At 74.0% G+C, this 18,739-nt stretch carries 14 protein-coding genes and 1 riboswitch; of the genes, 5 read left to right on the plus strand and 9 right to left on the minus strand.

The genetic code is table 11. The features are described 5' to 3' along the window. Positions 1 to 67: 67 nt before the first annotated feature. The 9 genes from ACIPAE_RS13630 to ACIPAE_RS13670 all read right to left on the minus strand — a co-directional run bounded on the left by ACIPAE_RS13630 (position 68) and on the right by ACIPAE_RS13670 (position 9,568). The gene (locus ACIPAE_RS13630; protein ID WP_402445080.1) at positions 68 to 1,084 is read right to left on the minus strand and encodes an ABC transporter substrate-binding protein; all 1,017 of its coding nucleotides are present in this window, start codon (positions 1,082 to 1,084) and stop codon (positions 68 to 70) included. 78 nt (positions 1,085 to 1,162) lie between these two features. After that, positions 1,163 to 2,029: a hypothetical protein gene (locus tag ACIPAE_RS13635; protein WP_366411013.1), complete on the minus strand. Its 867-nt coding sequence runs from the start codon at positions 2,027 to 2,029 to the stop codon at positions 1,163 to 1,165. Between the two features lie 17 nt (positions 2,030 to 2,046). Then, positions 2,047 to 3,219 (minus strand): DUF3500 domain-containing protein, encoded by a 1,173-nt coding sequence (locus ACIPAE_RS13640; RefSeq protein WP_329369958.1) that lies wholly within the window; start codon positions 3,217 to 3,219, stop codon positions 2,047 to 2,049. Continuing rightward, a complete protein-coding gene (locus tag ACIPAE_RS13645) occupies positions 3,216 to 4,205 on the minus strand; it encodes a hypothetical protein (RefSeq protein WP_402445082.1) in 990 nt (329 codons plus the stop codon). Before ACIPAE_RS13645 ends, ACIPAE_RS13640 begins: the two co-directional genes overlap by 4 nt. Beyond that, positions 4,205 to 5,857: a thiamine pyrophosphate-binding protein gene (locus tag ACIPAE_RS13650; RefSeq protein ID WP_402445084.1), complete on the minus strand. Its 1,653-nt coding sequence runs from the start codon at positions 5,855 to 5,857 to the stop codon at positions 4,205 to 4,207. The genes ACIPAE_RS13645 and ACIPAE_RS13650 overlap by 1 nt, the downstream gene beginning before the upstream one ends. Continuing rightward, a complete protein-coding gene (locus ACIPAE_RS13655) occupies positions 5,854 to 6,933 on the minus strand; it encodes an amidohydrolase family protein (protein WP_329369963.1) in 1,080 nt (359 codons plus the stop codon). The genes ACIPAE_RS13650 and ACIPAE_RS13655 overlap by 4 nt, the downstream gene beginning before the upstream one ends. Positions 6,934 to 7,143: 210 nt before the next feature. Then, positions 7,144 to 8,004 carry an aldolase/citrate lyase family protein gene (locus ACIPAE_RS13660; protein WP_329369965.1) on the minus strand — a complete coding sequence of 287 codons (861 nt, stop codon included), beginning with the start codon at positions 8,002 to 8,004 and terminating at the stop codon, positions 7,144 to 7,146. Further along, positions 7,982 to 8,755 (minus strand): SRPBCC domain-containing protein, encoded by a 774-nt coding sequence (locus ACIPAE_RS13665; protein ID WP_402445087.1) that lies wholly within the window; start codon positions 8,753 to 8,755, stop codon positions 7,982 to 7,984. The genes ACIPAE_RS13660 and ACIPAE_RS13665 overlap by 23 nt, the downstream gene beginning before the upstream one ends. Before the next feature lie 9 nt (positions 8,756 to 8,764). Next, on the minus strand, positions 8,765 to 9,568 hold the full coding sequence (locus ACIPAE_RS13670) for an ABC transporter ATP-binding protein (RefSeq protein WP_329369969.1): 804 nt from the start codon (positions 9,566 to 9,568) through the stop codon (positions 8,765 to 8,767). Positions 9,569 to 9,900: 332 nt separating this feature from the next. Between ACIPAE_RS13670 and ACIPAE_RS13675 the strand changes: the two genes are divergently transcribed. The 5 genes from ACIPAE_RS13675 to ACIPAE_RS13695 all read left to right on the plus strand — a co-directional run bounded on the left by ACIPAE_RS13675 (position 9,901) and on the right by ACIPAE_RS13695 (position 18,705). After that, positions 9,901 to 10,554 carry a GNAT family N-acetyltransferase gene (locus tag ACIPAE_RS13675; protein WP_402445089.1) on the plus strand — a complete coding sequence of 218 codons (654 nt, stop codon included), beginning with the start codon at positions 9,901 to 9,903 and terminating at the stop codon, positions 10,552 to 10,554. Beyond that, positions 10,539 to 10,672, plus strand: a riboswitch (cobalamin riboswitch). It overlaps the preceding gene by 16 nt. Before the next feature lie 98 nt (positions 10,673 to 10,770). Beyond that, a complete protein-coding gene (locus tag ACIPAE_RS13680) occupies positions 10,771 to 14,460 on the plus strand; it encodes a prenyltransferase/squalene oxidase repeat-containing protein (RefSeq protein ID WP_402445090.1) in 3,690 nt (1,229 codons plus the stop codon). Positions 14,461 to 14,534: 74 nt separating this feature from the next. After that, on the plus strand, positions 14,535 to 15,590 hold the full coding sequence (locus ACIPAE_RS13685) for a hypothetical protein (RefSeq protein WP_402445480.1): 1,056 nt from the start codon (positions 14,535 to 14,537) through the stop codon (positions 15,588 to 15,590). A 107-nt stretch (positions 15,591 to 15,697) separates the two neighbouring features. Then, the gene (locus ACIPAE_RS13690) at positions 15,698 to 16,942 is read left to right on the plus strand and encodes a CbiQ family ECF transporter T component (RefSeq protein WP_402445482.1); all 1,245 of its coding nucleotides are present in this window, start codon (positions 15,698 to 15,700) and stop codon (positions 16,940 to 16,942) included. Further along, positions 16,939 to 18,705 (plus strand): ABC transporter ATP-binding protein, encoded by a 1,767-nt coding sequence (locus ACIPAE_RS13695; RefSeq protein WP_402445092.1) that lies wholly within the window; start codon positions 16,939 to 16,941, stop codon positions 18,703 to 18,705. The genes ACIPAE_RS13690 and ACIPAE_RS13695 overlap by 4 nt, the downstream gene beginning before the upstream one ends. Positions 18,706 to 18,739 lie beyond the last annotated feature (34 nt).

The raw sequence follows: 18,739 nt of genomic DNA on the forward strand, positions 1-18,739 counted from the left end.
GCGTGCGGTGACGGCTGGTGGGCGGTGCGGGCGCCCGGCGGGTGCGGGCGCCCGGGTGGTCAGGCGGTCAGGCGTCCGGGTGGTCGCCCTCGGCGAACAGCCGTCGCGGGTCGGCGGGGAAGCCCGCGTCGAGCAGGCCCTGGTCGCGGGAGTAGCGGACGGCCGCGGCCAGGCTCGCCTCGTTGGCGCCGATGCCGTACGGCACCGGGTCGCCGCCGATCTGGCGCGCCTGCCGGGCGAAGCGCGGAAGTTCGGTCCACTCCGGGTCCGCGGCGACCTGCCGCCGCTTGCTGTCGGCCAGCGCCGCGTACAGCGCCGTCGGCAGGTCCGGGTCGCGGGCCACCAGTTCGGAGCGGAGCGCGACCACCGAGTGCAGCGGGTAGATCCCCGTGCGCAGGTACCAGTCGGCACCGAGCACGTCGGCGTCGGCGAAGAGCGGGTACGGGCCGTCGTCGCCGGCGTCGTCACCGTTGCCGGTGGCGGCGGTGGGGGTGGGGGTGGCTTCGGCCGCGGCCGTCCAGCCGGCCTTGGGCGCGCCGGCCCTTCCGGTGCCGGCGTTGCCGGTGAACGCGGCGTCGATCTCCCCGGCGCGCAGCAGCTCGCCCAGCGAGCGCCCGTCGGTGACCCGTTCGACGTTCGCCGGGGCCCGCCCCTCGATGTGGTCGTCGTCGTCCACCACCCAGGTGATCTTCTCCACGTCCACGCCGTACTCGTCGCGGAGCACCCCGCGCACCCACACGCCGGTGCTCACCGTGTAGGCGCGCACCCCGACCCGGCGCCCCTCCAGGTCCTTCGGGACGCGGATGCCGGAGCCGGCGGCGCACTGGATGTCGCCGTGGTGGAAGCGGCGGTTGAGGAAGACCGGCACCGCGGTGAGCGGCACCCCTTCCTGGAGCGCCATCAGGTAGGAGACCGGGGCGAGTTCGCACACGTCGAACTCCAGGTCCCTGATCATCCGCCGGTAGGCGCCGATGATCGGCCTGACCCGCACCTCCTCGATGTCGTAGCCGTCCACCGCCGCGCTGCCGTCGAGCAGTGCCTGCACGTGCGGGTATGCGCCGAGTGCGACCGTGAGCTTGCCCATGCGTGTCCTCGTCCTGTCTTGTTCGGGTGCTTGCGGATGCCGTGCCGGGTGCGGTCCCGGTGCCGGGGGCACGGCGGGTCAGCCGCCCAGCCGCGCCGGCGGTACCCCGAGGGCCGCGCACGACCGGGCCACCAGCTCGTCGAAGTCCACCGCGCGCGGCAGCACGTCCTGCTCCAGCGCGTAGGCCGCGACCTGCGCGACCGGGCCGCGCAGCGCGTCGAAGCCCACCGGGTCGGACCCGCCCTCGTCCTTGGCGGCCATCTCGCGGATCGCGTCGTACATCGCGCAGATCGCCGCGGAGTTCTCGCGGGCGGCGGCCTCGGACACGCCGATCACGTGGTTGACGGGGGTGAAGCCCTTGCGCGCCGACCACTGAGCGGCGGCGTCGAGCGCGTCCGGGACGGCGGTGCGGATGCGGTCGTCGGCCGGGAGCTCGTTGCCCATGATCCCGTAGTCGAGGCGGCCGTCGAGGAAGTCCGCCTGCAGCTTGGCCCCTTCCGGCGCGCGCCGCACCCACGACGGGTCCTGGTAGGAGTCGACGTGTCCGTCCTCGTACACCGTCCAGTCCACCGTGCGCAGGTCCACGCCGTACTGCTCGGTGAGGAAGCCGCGCAGCCACACCCCGGTGGTCTGGCTCCAGGAGCGGACGCCGACGCTGCGGCCCGCCAGGTCCCGCACCGACAGGTTGCCCATGGTGACCAGGGTCTGGTGCTGAGCGCGCACCAGCGTGGTCACCGGCAGCAGCACCACCGGCCGGTCGTAGGCGGCGGCCTGGAGCAGCGTCACCACCGCGAGCTCGCACACGTCCACGGCCGCGTCGTTCACGAAGCCGCGCGACGCCTTGTGCACCGGCCGCACGTCGAGGCGTTCCACCTCGGTGCCCGCCGTCCGGGCGGCCTCCAGCGCCGCCGCCGCGAGGTCGTCGCGGCCCACAACCAACTTCATCTGGGACTCCTCCTGCTTCATGCCTCGGGTGCCGGGTCCGCGGTCGCCGGCCGGTGGTGCCGCTCGTGGTGCCGGCGCAGCAGATCGGCGCCGTAGTCGTTGCCGTTCGGGGTGCGGACCACGGTGTGGATGTGCCGCCGCGTCGGCACGTCGTTGGCGAACATCACGCCGGCCTGGTGCTCGAACTCGACGAGGATCACCGGGCTGTGCACGCGGTAGTAGAAGGCGCTGTCCGGGCCGCCGTCGCCGATCCAGGCGAAGTACGTGTCCTGCCGGTGCGCGAGTACCTCGTCCATCCGTGCCGCGGCGTGGCCGGCGCCGGCCCGGCCGGTGTACAGGCCGAGCAACTCGGTGGCCAGCGCGTACTGGTGGCCGGTCAGCTCGGTGAACGGCATGCCCTGGTAGGCGAGTTCGTAGTTGTCCCGGAAGGCGCCCACGAACAGGTCGGGCGGCAGCTCGTCGGCGATCACCGCCCGGGCGCGCTGCCGCCCGGTCAGGCCGTCGAACAGTTCCTGCCCGACCGCCTCCTCGCGCCGGAAGACGTGCGTGCCGGCGTACTTCCCCGAGGTGGCGTGCACCGGCTCCGCGCCGAGGAACGTCGGGGTGAGCACCATCTGGTCGCCGACGAAGGCGCAGTTGACGTTGACGTGGTGCCCGTCGAGCTGCCAGCCCCACGGGCCGCTTCCGGGGTCGCCGTAGACGGTGAACCAGTACAGCCACTCGTTGAGCAGGTGCTCCTCGCCGCGCAGCTCGCCGACCGTCAGGTTCAGGTGCATCAGGTCGAGGACCTGCGCGAAGCCCGCGTCACTCAGGCTGGCGCGGACGATCTCCAGGGCCGACTGCCTGGTCCGGTCGTCGAGTTCCTCCAGGCACAGCCCGTGCCGCAGGAAGTACCGGGCGCCGTTGGCCCAGTGCCGCCACGTCACGTCGTCCATCGGCAGCCGCCCGTCGGCCAGTTCGCGCGGTGCCAGCGCGGCCAGGTACCGCGCGGCTGCGCCGAGCACACCGCTGACGTCCACGCCGGTGGTCCGGAGCGGGAACAGGCCGGGGCGTATGCCGGACGGGTCGGCGACGCCGCGGAACGGCTCGTCCGCCGCGCGCCGGCGCCACTCGACCTTCTCCAGCAGTTCTGGGGTCCATACGTCGGGGCGCCGGGTGGGGGCGTCCCCGCGGACACGCAGTTCGCTCACGGCCGGCTCACCTCCGCGTCCCGCTCGTCGGGCGTCCCGGGCGTCTCGGCAGTCCTGGCAGCCCTGGCAGTCCCGGTACTCCCGGGCGCCGGTGCGGCGCCGAGGTGCGCGGTGTGCGCGGCGATCCGCTCGACGTCGATCGGGGACCGTACGACCCGCTGTTCCAGGGCGTAGCGGGCGCCGATCCCGACGGCCGCGACCAGTTCCGGGCGCCAGCCGGCCGCGACCACCCGGCCGGCCGGAGAGCCGTCGCGCTCGCCCGCGGTGGTCGCGATCGCGGCGGCCAGCGCTTCGACCAGCGCGGCGACCGCCTGCGGCGCGGACTCCAGCACCTCGTCGCGCACCACGACCATGTGGTTCACCGGCACGGTGCCGTGCCGGTCGATCCACGCCTGCGCGGCGGCCCGGGCGTCCGGGAGGACCGGGACGAGTTCGAAGCCCTGGGTGCCGATGGCGCGCGGGCCGAGCACCGCCGAGCCCACCTCGCCGTCGCGCAGCAGGTCGGCGACCTTCGCGGCCCGGGACCGCCGGACGTTGTCCGGCTCGCGGTACCGCGCGACGTGCGGCTCCTCGGTGGTGACCCAGGTGACGTCCGAGGGCTGCACGCCGTAGTCCTCGCGCAGCACCCCGCGCACCCACAGGCCGGTGGTCTGGCTGTAGGAGCGCACCCCGACCCGGCTGCCCGCGAGCTGCCGCGGGGAGAGCGCCGGCCCGTCCGGCAGCCGGGTGAGCGACTGGTGGTGGGTGCCGCCGATCATCGCCACCGGCAGCAGCGTGATCGGCACGCCGGCCTCCCTGGCCTGGAAGTACGTCGCCAGCGCCATCTCGCAGACGTCGTACTCCAGGCCCCGCACCATCCGGGCGAAGGCCGAGTACAGCGGGGACGCCTGCGCCCAGTGGCACTCCACACCGGGCACCGGGATCGTGCCGTCCTTCAACGGCCGGGTGTGCGGGTAGTCCCCCAGCAGGACCGAGAGCGCGGTCATCACACGTCCTCGCCGTACTGGAGCCGCCGGTAGGGCACGCTCAGCACGTTCCGGGTGATCCGCACGTCGACCACGGTCGGGCGCGGGTCACGGACGAACTCCGCGAGCGCGGCGCGCAGTTCACCGGTGCTGCGGACGGTGGCGCCGGCCCCGCCGAGCGCGATCGCGACCGGGCCGAGGTCGGGGTTGGGGATCACCGCGAGCTGCGGGTCCAGGCCCTTGGCCTTCGCCTTGTGGAACTCCGCGCCCAGCCCCTCGTCGTTCATCACCACCACCAGCACCGGCAGGCCGTAACGGCAGGCGGTCTCGAACTCCGCCAGGTGCATCAGGAAGCTGGCGTCCCCCTCCACCACGAACGTCGGCCGGCCGCCGTTCGCCACGACGGCGCCGATGGTCAGCAGCGGGGCCTGGCCGATCGCGCCGAACATGCCGTAGTTCGACAGCACGTCGCGGGAGCGCTGGAAGAGCATCGTGCCGAAGTCGGTCTGGTGGCCGCTGCCGAGCACCAGCCCGATCTCGCCCGGGAGTTCGGCGTCCAGCACGCGGATGGCCTCGCGCGGGTCGAGCCGGCCCGGCTCGGCCTCGTAGCCGGACGGGGCCTTCAGCGGCTCGGTCAGCCGGCGCCGCACGTCGTCGGTGTGGAAGCCCTCCGGCTGCGCCGGGTGCTGCTCCAGGGCCCGGTTCAGCTCGGCGAGCGCGGTGCGCGCGTCGGCCCGTACGTAGCACTCCGCGGCCCGGCCGTTGCCCATCACCACGTGCGGCGCGTTGTCGATCTGCACGTAGGTGGCGTCGGGGAAGAGCAGGCCGTGTTCGGTGGTGTAGTGGTTCAGGCTGGCGCCGACCGCGATCACGCAGTCGGCCTCCTGGAGCAACTCCATCGCGGCCTTGCTGCCGTACAGCCCGGAGATCCCGACGTGGAACTCGGTGGCGTCGCACAGCCAGTTCTTCGCCTGGAGCGTGGTGGCCAGCAGCGCGCCGGTCCGCCGCTGGAGCCGCAGCACCTCCTCACCGGCGTCCGAGGAGCGCGCTCCACGGCCCGCGATGATCACCACCCGCTTGGCCGCCCGCACCAGCGCCGATGCCTGTTCGATCCTGGCCGGGTCGGGCAACAGCCGCGCGGTGTCGATGAGTTCGGTGGAGGGGATGTACGGCCCCGCCTCCTCGTACTCCTTGACCTGCACATCGACGGGGGCGCTGAGCATCACCGGCCGGGACTCGGTCCTGGCCTGGTAGAAGGCCTGCTGCACGGCCTCCTCGGCGAGGTCGGGCCGGGAGACGTGGACGAAGCCGCACTCGATGGCGGCGGCGAACCGGCGCTGGTCGAGGTACTGCACCGCTGACTCGTCGCCCACCGGGGTCTCGCCGCAGAAGGCGACCAGCGGGGTGTGCGCGCGGGCGGCCACGATCATCGAGGTGGCGAGCTGGGCGGTGCCGGGGCCGCTGGTGGTGGTGACCACCCCTGGCCGGCCGGCGGTGCGCGCCCAGCCGTCGGCCATGCCCAGGCCCGAGCCCTCGTGGCGCACCTCGTACAGGTTCACCCCGCGCTCGTGCAGGGCGTTCATCCAGTGCATGTTGGCGTCGCCCATCATGCCGAAGACATCGGTCGCGCCTTCTTTGACGAACGCCTCGGCGAGCGCCTCGTAGACCTTCACTTGCCGTTCTCCTTCGCGGTCGTGGCGTGGTCCGCCGTGGTGGCGTGGGAGGAGAGCACGCCTTCCAGCCGTCCGAACACCCGCAGCGCGTTGCCGCCGTACACCGCCCGCCGGTCGGAGTCGGCCAACGTGTCGATGGAGTCCAGGAGGTGCTTCGTGTCGTCGAACCGGTGCCCGGTCTCGGGGTCCACCCCGCGGACGGCGCCGATCATCTCCGAGGCGAAGAGGATGTTCTCCGCGGGGACGACGTCCACCAGCAGCTGCATGCCGCGCTGGTGGTACACGCAGGTGTCGAAGAAGACGTTCCGCAGCACCGCCTCCTCCAGCGGCGGCCGCCCCTGGTCCTGCATGAACCCGCGGTAGCGGCCCCAGTGGTAGGGGACGGCGCCGCCGCCGTGCGGCAGGATGAACTTCAGCGTCGGGAAGTCGGTGAACAGGTCCGACTGGCACAGCTGCATGAAGGCAGCGGTGTCGCCGTTGAGGTAGTGCGCGCAGGTGCCCTGGAGCGCGGGGTTGCGCGACATCGCGACATGGACCATCGCGGGGACGTCCAGCTCCGCCATCGTCTCGTAGAGCGGGTAGTAGACCTTGTCGGTCAGCGGCGGCGCCTGCCAGTAGCCGTCCGACGGGTCCGGGTTGAGCAGGCAGCCGACGAAGCCCAGCTCCTCGACGCAGCGCCGCAGTTCGGTGGCGCTGCGGCGGACCGACGACGCCAGCGGCTCGCCCGGGGACTGCGGGAGCTGGCACACCCCGACGAACCGGCCGGGGAAGAGCCCGCACACCCGGGCGATCAGGTCGTTGCTGACGTGCGACCAGGCCAGGCTGGTCTGCTCGTCGCCGTAGTGGTGCGCCATCTTGCCCGCGCCGGGGGAGAAGAGGGCGACGTCGACGCCGCGCTCCCGCTGGAGTCTGAGCTGTCCCTGCTCGATGGCGGTGGTGATCTCGTCGTCGCTGATGCGGAGTTCGGCGGGCGACAGCCGCGCGCCCGATTCCTCGAACGCCTGGATCTGCCGTTCACGCCACTTCCCCAGTGCGGCCGGGGCCGTGGTGAAGTGACCGTGACAGTCGATGAGCATGGAAGTCTCCGAGATTCGCGTGGTGCGTGGCGCGCGGCGGGCCGGTGGATGGTGGGCGCCGCGGGCATGGAGGGCCGGCGGTGGGAGGTTTTCGGGCGCGCGAGGGCGCGGGAGGGCGGGGAAGGGCGGGGAAGGGGCGTGAAAACGTGGGGGCGCGGGAAGGCGGGACGGCTTGGGAGGGTGGAAGGTGCCGGAAGGTACCGGGAGCCGTCAGTCGCGTCCGGTCAGCGTCCGGCCGAGTTCCAGGCCGGGGTAGGTCCGTACCGGCATGGACATCAGGAACCGGTAGCCGTCCTCCAGCACCTGCTTGACGTTGTCGGCGGTGACGTGGGGGTGGCCGACGGGGACGCCGCGGGCGGCGCAGATGTCGAGGACGCGGCGCTTGCACTCCCGCATCAGCGGGTGGTCGTACTGGCGCGGGATGCCGAGTTCCTGGCTCATGTCGCCCTCGCCGATGATGATCAGCCCGATGCCCGGCACCTGGTCGAGGATGTCCGGCAGGTTGTCGATGGCGAGCTGGTCCTCGATCATGAGGGCCACCAGGATCTCGCCGTCCGGGTCCAGCGGCCAGACGTCGGCCTTCGCGTAGTACTCCGCGTTGGAGATGCCCCAGTAGCGGGCCGCGGCGGCCGGGCTGTCGCCGCGCAGGCCGGCGGGTTCGTGGCGGGGGCGGTCGGGCAGCCGCGGGTAGCGGCAGGCGGCGACCGCGTTGTACGCCTCCTCGACCGTGGAGATGTGCGGCCACACGATGCCGTACGCGCCCAGGTCGAGCGCCTGCTTGGCCTGCCACTGCCCCTTCTCGGCGCCGTTGACCGGTATCCGGACCAGCGGGGTGAGCGCGGGGGCCACGCTGTCGGCGCCGAAGATCTGCCGCCGGTTCAGCAGGTACTGGAGGGTGTCGCGCAGCGCCGGCACGTCCCAGGGCTTGTGCTCGGTCTCGAAGACCAGGGCGTCGTAGCCGGTGGTGCCGAACTCCAGGGCGGCGGACGGGTCGGCCGCGGCGAAGGACGCGAAGACGTGCTGTCCCGCTTCGAGGGCGCCGATCACCTTATTGAGCCGGGGCGTTGCCACTGCCGACCTCCTCGGTCTGCGTCGTCTGCGGTGCGTGTGCGGTGTGCGGGAGAGAAGCGGGCGGGGCGGCTCGGTCCGGGGCCGTAGGGGTCGCGGGTGCCGGTGCCGCCGGGCTCCGCCGCCGGCCCAGGACGCGGGCGAGCCAGGCGAGGCAGCGGCGCAGCGGGCCGGTACGGGGCGGGGCGGCGGCCGGTGCGGGCACGGGGGCGGGTACGGGCGGGGCGGCGCCGGCTGCCGCCCGCTCGGCGGACGGCCCGGATGCCGCGGCGCCGACCGGCACGGACACCTGGCCGGCGGCCGGCTCGGCGCACTTCGCGACCAGCTTCGCCGAGAAGTCCTTGGTCATCCTGGAGATCACGACCCCGGCGCCCGACTCGACCAGCGACGCGAGCTTGCCGGTGAGGGTCACCTCGCCGTTCATCAGCACCCGCGCGCTGCCGGCCGCGGCGCCGTCGACCACGCGGAAGGTGGCGTCACCGCGGAAGCGGGTGGCCCCCTGCCCGTCGCCGCCGCGGGCGGTGAGCCGGCCCTCGGACTCGGGCTCGTCCAGCTCCAGCCGGATGCGGGCGGCGAACCTCACCCGGATCGCGCCGAACTTCACCACCAGGGCACCGTCGAACGACCCGTCGTCGTGGGCGGCGCCCAACTCGGCGCCACTGATGCAGGACACGACGTCCGAGGGGCTCGACACGACCTCCCAGACCCGGCCGCGCGGGCTCGGGACGTCGATCTCTTCCTTGATCGTTATCACTGCGGTTCCTTACGCGGAGGCGTCGGACAGGTCGATCTCCGACTTGAACAGGCTCCACAGGTCGTTGTAGAGCTCGGAGAACTCGTGCGACTCGACCAGCGACCCGATGGATCGGGGCCGGGGGAAGGGGACTTCGAGGGTGCGGTGCACCGTCCCGGGCCCCTTGGACATCACGATCACCTCGTCGGCGAGGTAGATCGCCTCGTTGAGGTCGTGGGTGACGAAGACGAGCGTGCCCTCCTGCTCCTCCCACAGATTGAGCAGGTCCTGCTGGAGCTTGAGCCGGGTGATGGCGTCCAGCGGGCCGAACGGCTCGTCCATCAGCACGATGGACGGGTCGTAGATCAGCGCGCGGGCGATGGCGACGCGTTTCTGCATGCCGCCGGAGAGCTCGCGCGGGTAGTGGTCCTCGAACCCGGTGAGGCCGACCACCTTGATCCAGTGCGCGATCCGCTCGTCGCGCTCCGCCTTGGGGACCCTGCGGAACTTCAGCGCCAGGCCGATGTTGGCCTTCACGCTGAGCCAGGGCAGCAGGTTGGCCTTCTGGGTCACGTACGCGGCTTCGGAGTTGACCCCGGTGACGGGTTCGCCGTTGAAGTGGACCTCGCCCCTGGTCGGGCGGAGCAGGCCGGCGGCCAGGTTGAGGATCGTGCTCTTGCCGCACCCGCTCGGTCCGATCACGGCGACGAACTTGCGCCGCGCGACCCTGAACGAGACGTCCTCGATGGCCGGTTGGTGTCCCCCGGGGAATTCCAGGGTGACGTGGTCGAAGCGGAGTGCCTCCGCGCTGTGGTCCCGCTGGTTGGTCGACAACTCTGTCTCCTTGACCGGCTCGGGTGAGGCGATCCGGCACTCGCGTGTACACGTTCGAGTGGCCTTGCCGATGGGTCTCGATGGATTTCGACGACTGCGGCTGCGGCTGCGGCTCAGCTCGTCTCCGCGTGGCGCCCGACGCGTGGGGTTCCTCGCGTCGAGCGATGGATTGTCCAACAACTTGCGAGTGACCGTAACACCGCCGAATCAAGCCCACAAGAACTCTGCACGAAAATCGCGCAGTGAGCCGATGGGCGCCGTGAGTCACATCCAAGATTGTTGGACAAGGTGGCTATCTGGCCGCTCTCGGGGGCATCGACAAGCTCCGCTGCGTGAGCGTCGAGGTCGGGGTCGAAGTCGACGTCGTACGGTCCGCGAGCCCGGAGGTGGTGGCGGCGTTCGGCCGCCTGCTGCCGCAACTGTCCTCATCCCTACGGCCGTTGGACCGCGAGACGGTCGAGCGGATCGTGGGCTGCGAGACCGGCACGGTGCTGGTCGCCCGGTCCGGCGGCGAGATCGTCGGCACCCTGACCCTGGTGCTGCTGCCGCTCGCCTCCGGCCCGCGCGGGCGGGTGGAGGACGTCGTGGTGGACGGCGCGGCGCGCGGCCAGGGGGTCGCGGCGCCGCTGACCGGGCACGCGCTGCGGCTCGCGCGGGAGGCCGGCGCGCGCAGTGTCGACCTCACCTCGCGCCCGGAACGCGCCGCCGCGAACCGGCTCTACGAGCGGCTCGGGTTCGCGGCGAGGCGTCGACGGTGCACCGGTTCGCGGTCGGGGAGCAGGAGCAGCGGGCACCGGCGGGCGAGTGCCGTCGCGGGGCAACCGCGCGCGGCGTGCTCGGCTCGCGCGGATTGCTCGGCGTGCTCGGCTCGTCCGGCGTGCTCGGCTCGCGTGGCGGTGGAGGGGGCCGGCGGCAGCGGCCGCGGGGGAGTGGTGAAGGCAACGGTCCGTCACGTTGACGGGACGCGCCGCCGCGTGGTGCCATGAAACGCATTTCCGATTCAGCAGCCAGGGGAAGCCGGTCGAAACCCGGCGCTGACCCGCAACCGTAGGCCCACCGCGAGGCGGGCGAGCCGGACCACCTGCGCTGAACAGCAAGTCACGCTCGCCGTCGAGGACTACGGCACGGACGACAGGCCGGTTCGTGTGCCGGCTTTCCCTCCGTGGCCCGCGCTCCGCGCCGGCCGGACCGGGGGGCCACCCGTGCTCGTTCTCGCCAGGCGTCGCCGTCACAGACGGCCGCGCACCGCCGTGCTGCTCACCGCGGCCGCGCTGACCTTCGGCTCGGTCGCGGCCGGCCTGGTGTCGGCCGCCGCGCCCGCGCACGCCGACCCGATCGGCGCCTGCACGCCGACCAAGGGCGCGGTCGTCGCGGTGGACTTCGCGCACTGGGGCGGCCCGGTCGTCCGCGGCTGCGACGCGAACCCGACCACCGGCATGAACCTGCTGCACGACGCCGGGTTCACCACCACCGGCACCGTGCACGACGGCCCCGGCTTCGTCTGCCGGATCGGCGACGCGGACTACGACGGCGGCACCGAGTACCCGACGACGGCCGACGAGCCGTGCGTGCTCACCCCGCCGGCCGACGCCTACTGGTCGTTCTGGATCGCGCCGGCCGGGCAGCACACCTGGACCTACAGCCCGCTGGGCGCGCTGAGCGACCACCCGGCGGACGGCGAGGTCGAGGCGTGGGTCTTCGGCCCGACCGACACCGGCGGTACCACCGGCGGCCCGTCCTTCACCCCCGACTCCGTACGGGCCCAGGACACCTCGGCCACCACCCCGCCGGCCACGCCCCCGGCCACGCCGCCGACGTCGCCGGCCGGCCCCCCGGCCGCGGCCGACGCGGACCTGGCCGGTGCGGCGAAGTGGCTGACCGGGCGGCTCACCGACGGCGACCACGTGTACGACAGCGACAGGGACACCACCGACCTCGGCGCCACCGACTCCACCGCCGTGGCACTGGCCGCGGCCGGCGGGTCCGAGGCCACCGTCCGCAGGATCGACGCGTACCTGACCGCGCACCTCGCCGACTACCTCTTCCCCGACCCGACGGTCCCGGTGCCGAGCGTGGCCGCCACCGCGAACCTGGCGCTGCTCACCGAGATCCTCGGCGCCGACCCCGCCAAGGTCGGCGGCCGCGACCTGCTGGCCGACCTCACCGACCACGTCTGCACGGCCGCGGGCAGCCAGGGCAACTGCACCGCCGCCGGCGACTTCCACGGCGTCGGCTCGCCGGACACCCAGGCGCTGGCGCTGCTCGCCCTGGAGCGCGGCGGCGTCACCCCGCCGCCCGCCGCGGTCTCCCGGCTCACCGGCATGCAGTGCGCCGACGGCGGCTTCTCCGCCTCGATGCTCGGCGCGAGCGAGCGCTGCTCCTCCGACCCGGCGATCACCGCCGACGCGGTCATCGCGCTCAAGCAACTCCCGGGTACCGCGGATGTGTTGAGCAAGGCCGGCGACTACCTGACCGGGCGGCAGGCCGCGGACGGCGGCTTCGTGCCGTACGGCGCCGCGTCCGCGGACACCGCCACCACCGCGGCCGCCGCGCAGGCACTGCGCCTGCTCGGCGACACCGACCAGGCGGTGAGGGCCCGCGACTGGGCGGTCGCCCGCCAGTCCGACGGCGGCGGATTCACCGCGGACACCTCCGGCGGCGCCCCCGACGTCCACGCCACCACCCCGGCGCTGCTCGCCGCCACCGGCACCGACCTCTCCACGCTGACGTTCGGCGCGCGGCACACCACGCCGCCCACCTCCCCGCCGGCGACCGCGCCCACCACGCCGTCGGACACCTCCCCGCCCTCGCAGTCCCCGACCGCGGTCGGCCCGGACCTGGCCAAGGGGGTCGCCTACCTGGTCAACGGCGACAACCTGGTCGACGGCCACTCCTACGAGTCCTCGCCCGGCTTCGCCGACTTCGGCATGACCATCGACGGCCTGTTCGCCCTGGCCGCGACCGGCGGCGCCGACGACACCCTGGCGTCGATCTCGGACTTCCTCCAGCACGGCAAGGACTCCGGCGGTCGCGGTATCGACGCGTGGACGCTGATCGGCACCTCCTACGCCCAGGGCGGCTCGCTCGCCAAGGAGGCGGTGGCGGCCGAGGTGCTCGGCGCCGACCCCCGCGCCTTCGGCGGCCACGACCTGATCGCCGCGCTCGACGCCACCGTCTGCGCGAAGGCCGACGCCTCGGGCGGCTGCGCGGCCAAGGACGACTACGCCTACGCGACCTCGGTGTTCTCCCAGTCCCTCGGCGTCGTCGCGCAGATCCGGGCCGGCGAGGCCGACCGGGCGGCCGGGCCGATCGCCTACCTGGAGAGCCTCCAGGACGCCGACGGCGCCTGGCCGAGCCTGATCCCGTCCGGCGGCGACCAGGACGCGGACAGCACCGCGATGGCGATGATGGCGCTGGACCTGGTGCCCGGCGACGCGGCGGCGCGGGCCGTCGCGAAGGGCGGCGCGTGGTTGGCGGCCAAGCAGCTGGCGAACGGCGGGTTCCACGGCGCGGCCGGCGACTCCGTCAACTCCGCGGCCCTCGCGATCCAGGGGCTCAGCCTGGACGGCGCAGGCGGCGGCACGTACACCGGGCAGATCGCCAAGGCCCGCGCGTTCCTGGCCGCCGAGCAGAACCCGGACGGCGGCTTCCGGGTCGCCTCCGACGCCGCCCAGACCACGTCCGACCTGCGCGCGTCCACGCAGGCGCTCGGCGGGGCGGTCGGCACCTCCTTCGGCACGCTGCTGCGGGACCTGCGCGACCAGAAGGCGGCCGTGGCCGGTGCCGGCTACCTCGTCAAGCAACTCGACGGCGGCGACCACCTGGCCAACGACTACGGCCCGGACTACGGCCTCACCGCCGACCTCTCGCTCGCGCTCGCCTCGACCGGCGGCCAGGACGAGGCGCTGACCAAGACGACGGGTTACCTCGCCGGGCATGTCGCGCAGTACGCCGACCCGGACGGCACGTCCGACTACCCCGGCCCGTACAGCGGTTCGGCGGCCAAGCTGGCGCTGGTCGCCGAGGTGATGGGGCAGGACCCGCACCACTTCGGCGGGTTCGACCTGCTCACCACGCTGACCGGCCACGTCTGCACCGCGGCCACCGACGACGGCGCGTGCACCGCGCCGGGTGACTTCTCCCAGGCGTACTCCACGGTCTCGCAGGCCCTCGGCGTGCTCGCGCTGGCCCGCGGCGGCGTCACCGTACCGCCCGCCGCGGTCGACCGGCTGCTCCAACTCCATTGCAAGGACGGCGGGTTCTCCTCCACGCTGATCGCGGCCGGCGCCGGCTGCACGTCCGACACGGACACCACCGGGTACGCCGTGCAGGCGCTCACGCTGGTGCCGGGGCACGCCGACGCGGTCGCCGCCGCGCGGGCGTACCTCGTCAAGGCGCAGCAGAGCAGCGGCGGTTACCAGGGCGCGGCCGGCGTCAGCACCAACTCCACCGCGCTGGCGGTGCAGGGCCTGCTCGCCACCGACCGGCTCCGCCCCGAACCCGCCCGCAGCGGGCAGGAGTTCCTGGTGTCGGCGCAGAACACCGACGGCGGCGTCCGGATCACCGCCGACGCGGGCGACTCCGACGTCCGCTCCAGCACGCAGGCCGTGCCGGCCCTCGCCGGCACCCCGCTGACCACGCTCACCCACGCGCTCGGCCCGATCACGGCGGTCGGCGGCGGTGACGACGGCGGTGCGTCCGGCGGCTCGTCGGGCGGCTCGTCGGGCGGTTCCGACTCCGGCTCGGGCTCCGGCGGCTCCTCCGGCGGCACGCTCGCGGCGACCGGTACGGCGGTGCTCTCGCTGGCCGCCGCTGCCGCGATCCTGCTGGCCGCCGGCGCCGCGATGACGGCCCTGCGCCGCAGGTCGGCCGACGAGGGGAGGCACCAGTGAGGAAGTTCTCCAGCCGAACGCGCCGGGCGGCGGCGCCCGGCTCGGGCCGCGGCGTACGGGAGCGGTTCGTCCGCGTGGGGGCCGCGCTCGCGGTGCTGTGCGCGGCCGCGCTGACCGGGCTCGGCCCCGGGGCTGGCAGCGCGGCGGCGAGCCCGCTGCCGATGAGCACGTGCACGACGACCTCCGGCGTGGTGCTCGCGGTGGACTTCAGCCACTGGGGCGGCCCGCTGCTGCGCTCGTGCGGCACCACGCCCACCACCGGCTACGCCCTGCTCAACCAGGGCGGTTGGCAGACCACGGGCACCCAGCACGACGGCCCGGCCTTCATCTGCCGGATCGGCTACGCCGGTTACCAGGGCGGCAAGCAGTACCCCACCAGCAAGGACGATGCGTGCGTGCTGACGCCGCCGGCCACCGCGTACTGGTCGTACTGGCACGCCGACCCGGGCCAGAACAGCTGGTCCTACAGCCAGTTGGGCTCGATGAGCTACCACCCCAAGCCCGGCAGCGTCGATCTGTGGATCTTCGGCGCGACGAACACCGCGGGCACCCAGGGGCGGCCGACGTTCTCCCCGGACAGCGTGCGGGCGCACAACACCGCGCCCGGGGGCGGGAGTTCGACCGGCGGCGGGGGTTCGACCTCCGGCGGCGGGAGTTCGACCTCCGGTGGCGGCGCGGGGAAGCCGCCCGCGACGCACTCGCCGCCCGCGTCCGGAGGGCATCCGGCGGCGGGAGGCACGAAGGGCGGGACCGGCGGCAAGGCCAGTCCCTCGCCCCATCCGTCGGGCACCGGCCCGACCCCCACGGCGAGCCCGAGCTGCCCGGCCACCGATACGCCCACGCCCACGCTCACGCGCACCGCGACGCCGACGCGCACGGCCACGCCGAGCCCGACCCGTACGCCGGCCCCCGCGGCCACCCCGAGTTGCCCGCCTTCCGCCACTCCCAGCGCGGACGCGGGAGCGGGCACCCGGTCGTCCTCCGCTCCGCCGGTGGTGGATGCCTCGCCGACGGCCGCCGTCCACCACTCCTCGGGCTCGTTCGTTCCCATCGCGGTGACGTCCGTGCTGGTGGCCGGGATCGGTGGCGCGACCGTCGTCCAGGTGCGGCGCCGCCGTCGGACGGAGTAGTCGTGACCCGCAGCGTGGTGCGTCCCGGCGCCGAGGGGCCGCCGACCGAACCGGCGCACCCGGCGAAGCCGGCTCAACCGGCTCGACCGGCCGGTTCCGGGCGGCGGTTGCCGCGCACCCTGCACCCGATCGCCTGGTGGATCTGGGGCATCGGCCTGGCCACCGCGGTCAGCCGCACCACCAACCCACTGCTGCTCGGCCTGGTGCTGGTCGTGCTCGGCTACGTCGTCACCGAGCGCCGTACCGACGCGCCCTGGGCGAAGGGCTTCAAGTACTACCTGTGGCTCGCCCTGACGGTGATCGTGATCCGGGTGGCGTTCCGCTGCGTCTTCGCCTCCGGCATCACCCCCGCCGACCACATCATGTTCTCGCTGCCGCACATCCCGACTCCCCACTGGTACGCGGGAATCCAGCTCGGCGGCCCGGTCTCGCTGGAGGCCACCCTGTCCGCGGCCGTCGACGGGCTGCGGCTGGCCTGCCTGCTGTGCTGCATCGGCGCCGCCAACACCCTCGCCAACCCCAAGCGCGCGCTGCGCGTGCTGCCCGGCGCGCTGTACGAACTCGGCGTCGCCGTCACGGTGTCGATGAGCGTCGCGCCCCAACTCGTCGAGAGCGTGCAGCGGGTGGCCCGCGCCCGCCGGCTGCGCGCGGACCGGGCCAGGGGGCTGCGCGCGCTGCGCAGCATCGTCATCCCGGTGCTGGAGGACGCGCTGGAGCGGTCGCTGTACCTGGCCGCCGCGATGGACTCGCGCGGCTACGGCCGGGCCGGCAACGCCACCCGCGCCTCCCGCCGGGCGACCGGCGCGCTGATGCTGGTGGGCATGCTCGGCCTGTGCACCGGCGTCTACGGGCTGCTCGACGGCACCACTCCGCGCGCGCTCGGCCTGCCCGCGATGCTGGCCGGCTCGCTGCTGTGCTGCGCCGGGCTCGCGCTCGGCGGTCGCCGGGTACGCCGCACCAGCTACCGGCCCGACCCGTGGCGCGCCGCGGAGTGGGTGGTGGCCGGCTTCGGCTGCGCCACCGCCGCCGTGCTGTTCCTCACCGTCGGGTACAGCGCGAGCGACCTCAACCCGTCGCTGTATCCGCTGCGTTGGCCGTCGCTGCCGCTGCTGCCCGCCGCCGCGGTGCTGCTCGCGGGGGTCGCCGCCTTCGCCGCGCCGCCGCCCGCGCGCACTCCCGGCCGGGCGACGGCCACCTCCCAGCAGGCGGGCCGGAAGGCCGGGAAGTCCGGCAGGACCGGGACATCCGGCAGGACCGGCAAGGCCGGGACATCCGCGGCGCCTGGGAACTCCGCGCCCGCGCCCACCTCCGCCCAGGACACCGACGACAACCACCGCGAGGCCCTGCTGTGATCCGTTTCGACCAGGTCAGCGTCCGCTACGACGGAACCGCCGCGCCCGTGCTGCGGGCGGTGGACCTGCGGATCGAGGAGGGCGAACTGTGCCTGGTGGTGGGCCGCACCGGCGCCGGCAAGTCCACGCTGCTCGGCACGATCAACGGCCTCGTGCCGCACTTCACCGGCGGCACCCTGGCCGGGCGGGTCACCGTCGACGGCCGCGACACCGCGCACCACCCGCCACGTGAACTCGCCGACGTCGTCGGCGTGGTCGGCCAGGACCCCTCGGCCGGTTTCGTCACCGACACCGTGGAGGAGGAACTCGCCTACGCCATGGAGCAGTTGGCGATTCCCGCGGACGTGATGCGCAAGCGGGTGGAGGAGACCCTCGACCTGCTCGGCCTGGCCGACCTGCGGCACCGCGCGCTCAGCGAACTCTCCGGCGGCCAGCAGCAGCGGGTCGCGATCGGCTCCGTGCTCACCGCCCACCCCCGCGTCCTCGTCCTGGACGAGCCCACCTCCGCGCTCGACCCGACCGCCGCCGAGGACGTGCTCGCCGCCGTCACCCGCCTCGTGCACGACCTCGGGGTGACCGTGGTGCTGGCCGAGCACCGGCTGGAACGCGTCGTGCAGTACGCCGACCGCGTCATCCACCTCACCGGCGACGGCACCGTCACCGACGGCCCGCCCGGCACCGTATTCCGCACGTCCACGGTGGCGCCCCCGGTGGTGGACCTGGGCCGCCTCGCACGGTGGGACCCGCTGCCGCTGTCCGTACGTGACGCCCGCCGCGCCGCCGCGCCGCTGCGCGAACGGCTCACACCGCTTCCGGTGCCGCCGCCGCGCCCAACGGCGCCCGAGGCGGGGGCCGTTGACCGCGCCGCCGCGGAGCCGGCCGCCGCCGAGCCCGTCGCCGCCGAGCCGGCCGTACCGGTGCTCAGCGCCAAGGGCGTCGTGGTCCGCTACGGCGAGGTGATCGCCGTCCGCGAGGTGGACCTCGACCTGCGGGCCGGACAGGTCACCGCGCTGATGGGCCGCAACGGCTCCGGCAAGTCCTCGCTGATGTGGGCGCTGCACGGCGCGGGCCCGCGCCAGGCCGGCACCGTACGGGTCGGGGGCGGGCAGGAGGCAGCCCCCGTCGGCCCCGAACAGCCCCCGCAGCGCGGCTGGTTCGGCCGGCGCCGGGCGCGTACCGCCGAACGGCGCGGCCCGATCGGCCTCGTCCCGCAGACCCCCACCGACCTGCTCTACCTGGAGACCGTCGGCGCCGAACTCGCCCAGGCCGACCGGGAGTCCGACACCGCGGGCGCGCCCGCGGCCCGGGCGATCCTCGACCGGCTCGCGCCCGGCATCGCCGACGACACCCACCCCCGCGACCTGTCCGAGGGCCAGAAACTCTCCCTGGTGCTGGCCATCCAGCTCACCACCGCGCCCACGGTCGTCCTGCTCGACGAGCCGACCCGCGGGCTCGACTACCAGGCGAAGCGGGCCCTCATCCAGATCGTCGACACGCTCTCCGCCGAGGGCCGCAGCGTCGTGATCGCCACCCACGACGTCGAGTTCGTCGCCTCCAGCGCCGACCGGGTGATCGTCATGGCCGAGGGCGAGATCGTCGCCGACGGCCCGACGGCGGAGATCATCGTCGCCTCGCCCGCGTTCGCCCCGCAGACCGCCAAGATCCTCGCGCCGCTGCCGTACCTCACCGTCCCCCAGGTCGCCGCCGCGCTCGACGGCCTCGGCGACCTGGACGACCTCGGCACGGCGAAGGCTTCCCGATGAGCGCGCCCGCCGCCCGGCCCGCGGACGACCACGC

Source organism: Streptomyces sp. NPDC087270 (assembly GCF_044744625.1).
In the GTDB taxonomy this organism is placed as follows: Bacteria; Actinomycetota; Actinomycetes; order Streptomycetales; family Streptomycetaceae; genus Actinacidiphila.

Coding starts and splice junctions, on each gene's coding strand:
- ACIPAE_RS13635 (WP_366411013.1), bottom strand. CDS start 2,029: ATGAAGTTGGTTGTGGGCCGCGACGACCTCGCGGCGGCGGCGCTGGAG.
- ACIPAE_RS13655 (WP_329369963.1), bottom strand. CDS start 6,933: ATGCTCATCGACTGTCACGGTCACTTCACCACGGCCCCGGCCGCACTG.
- ACIPAE_RS13630 (WP_402445080.1), bottom strand. CDS start 1,084: ATGGGCAAGCTCACGGTCGCACTCGGCGCATACCCGCACGTGCAGGCA.
- ACIPAE_RS13645 (WP_402445082.1), bottom strand. CDS start 4,205: ATGACCGCGCTCTCGGTCCTGCTGGGGGACTACCCGCACACCCGGCCG.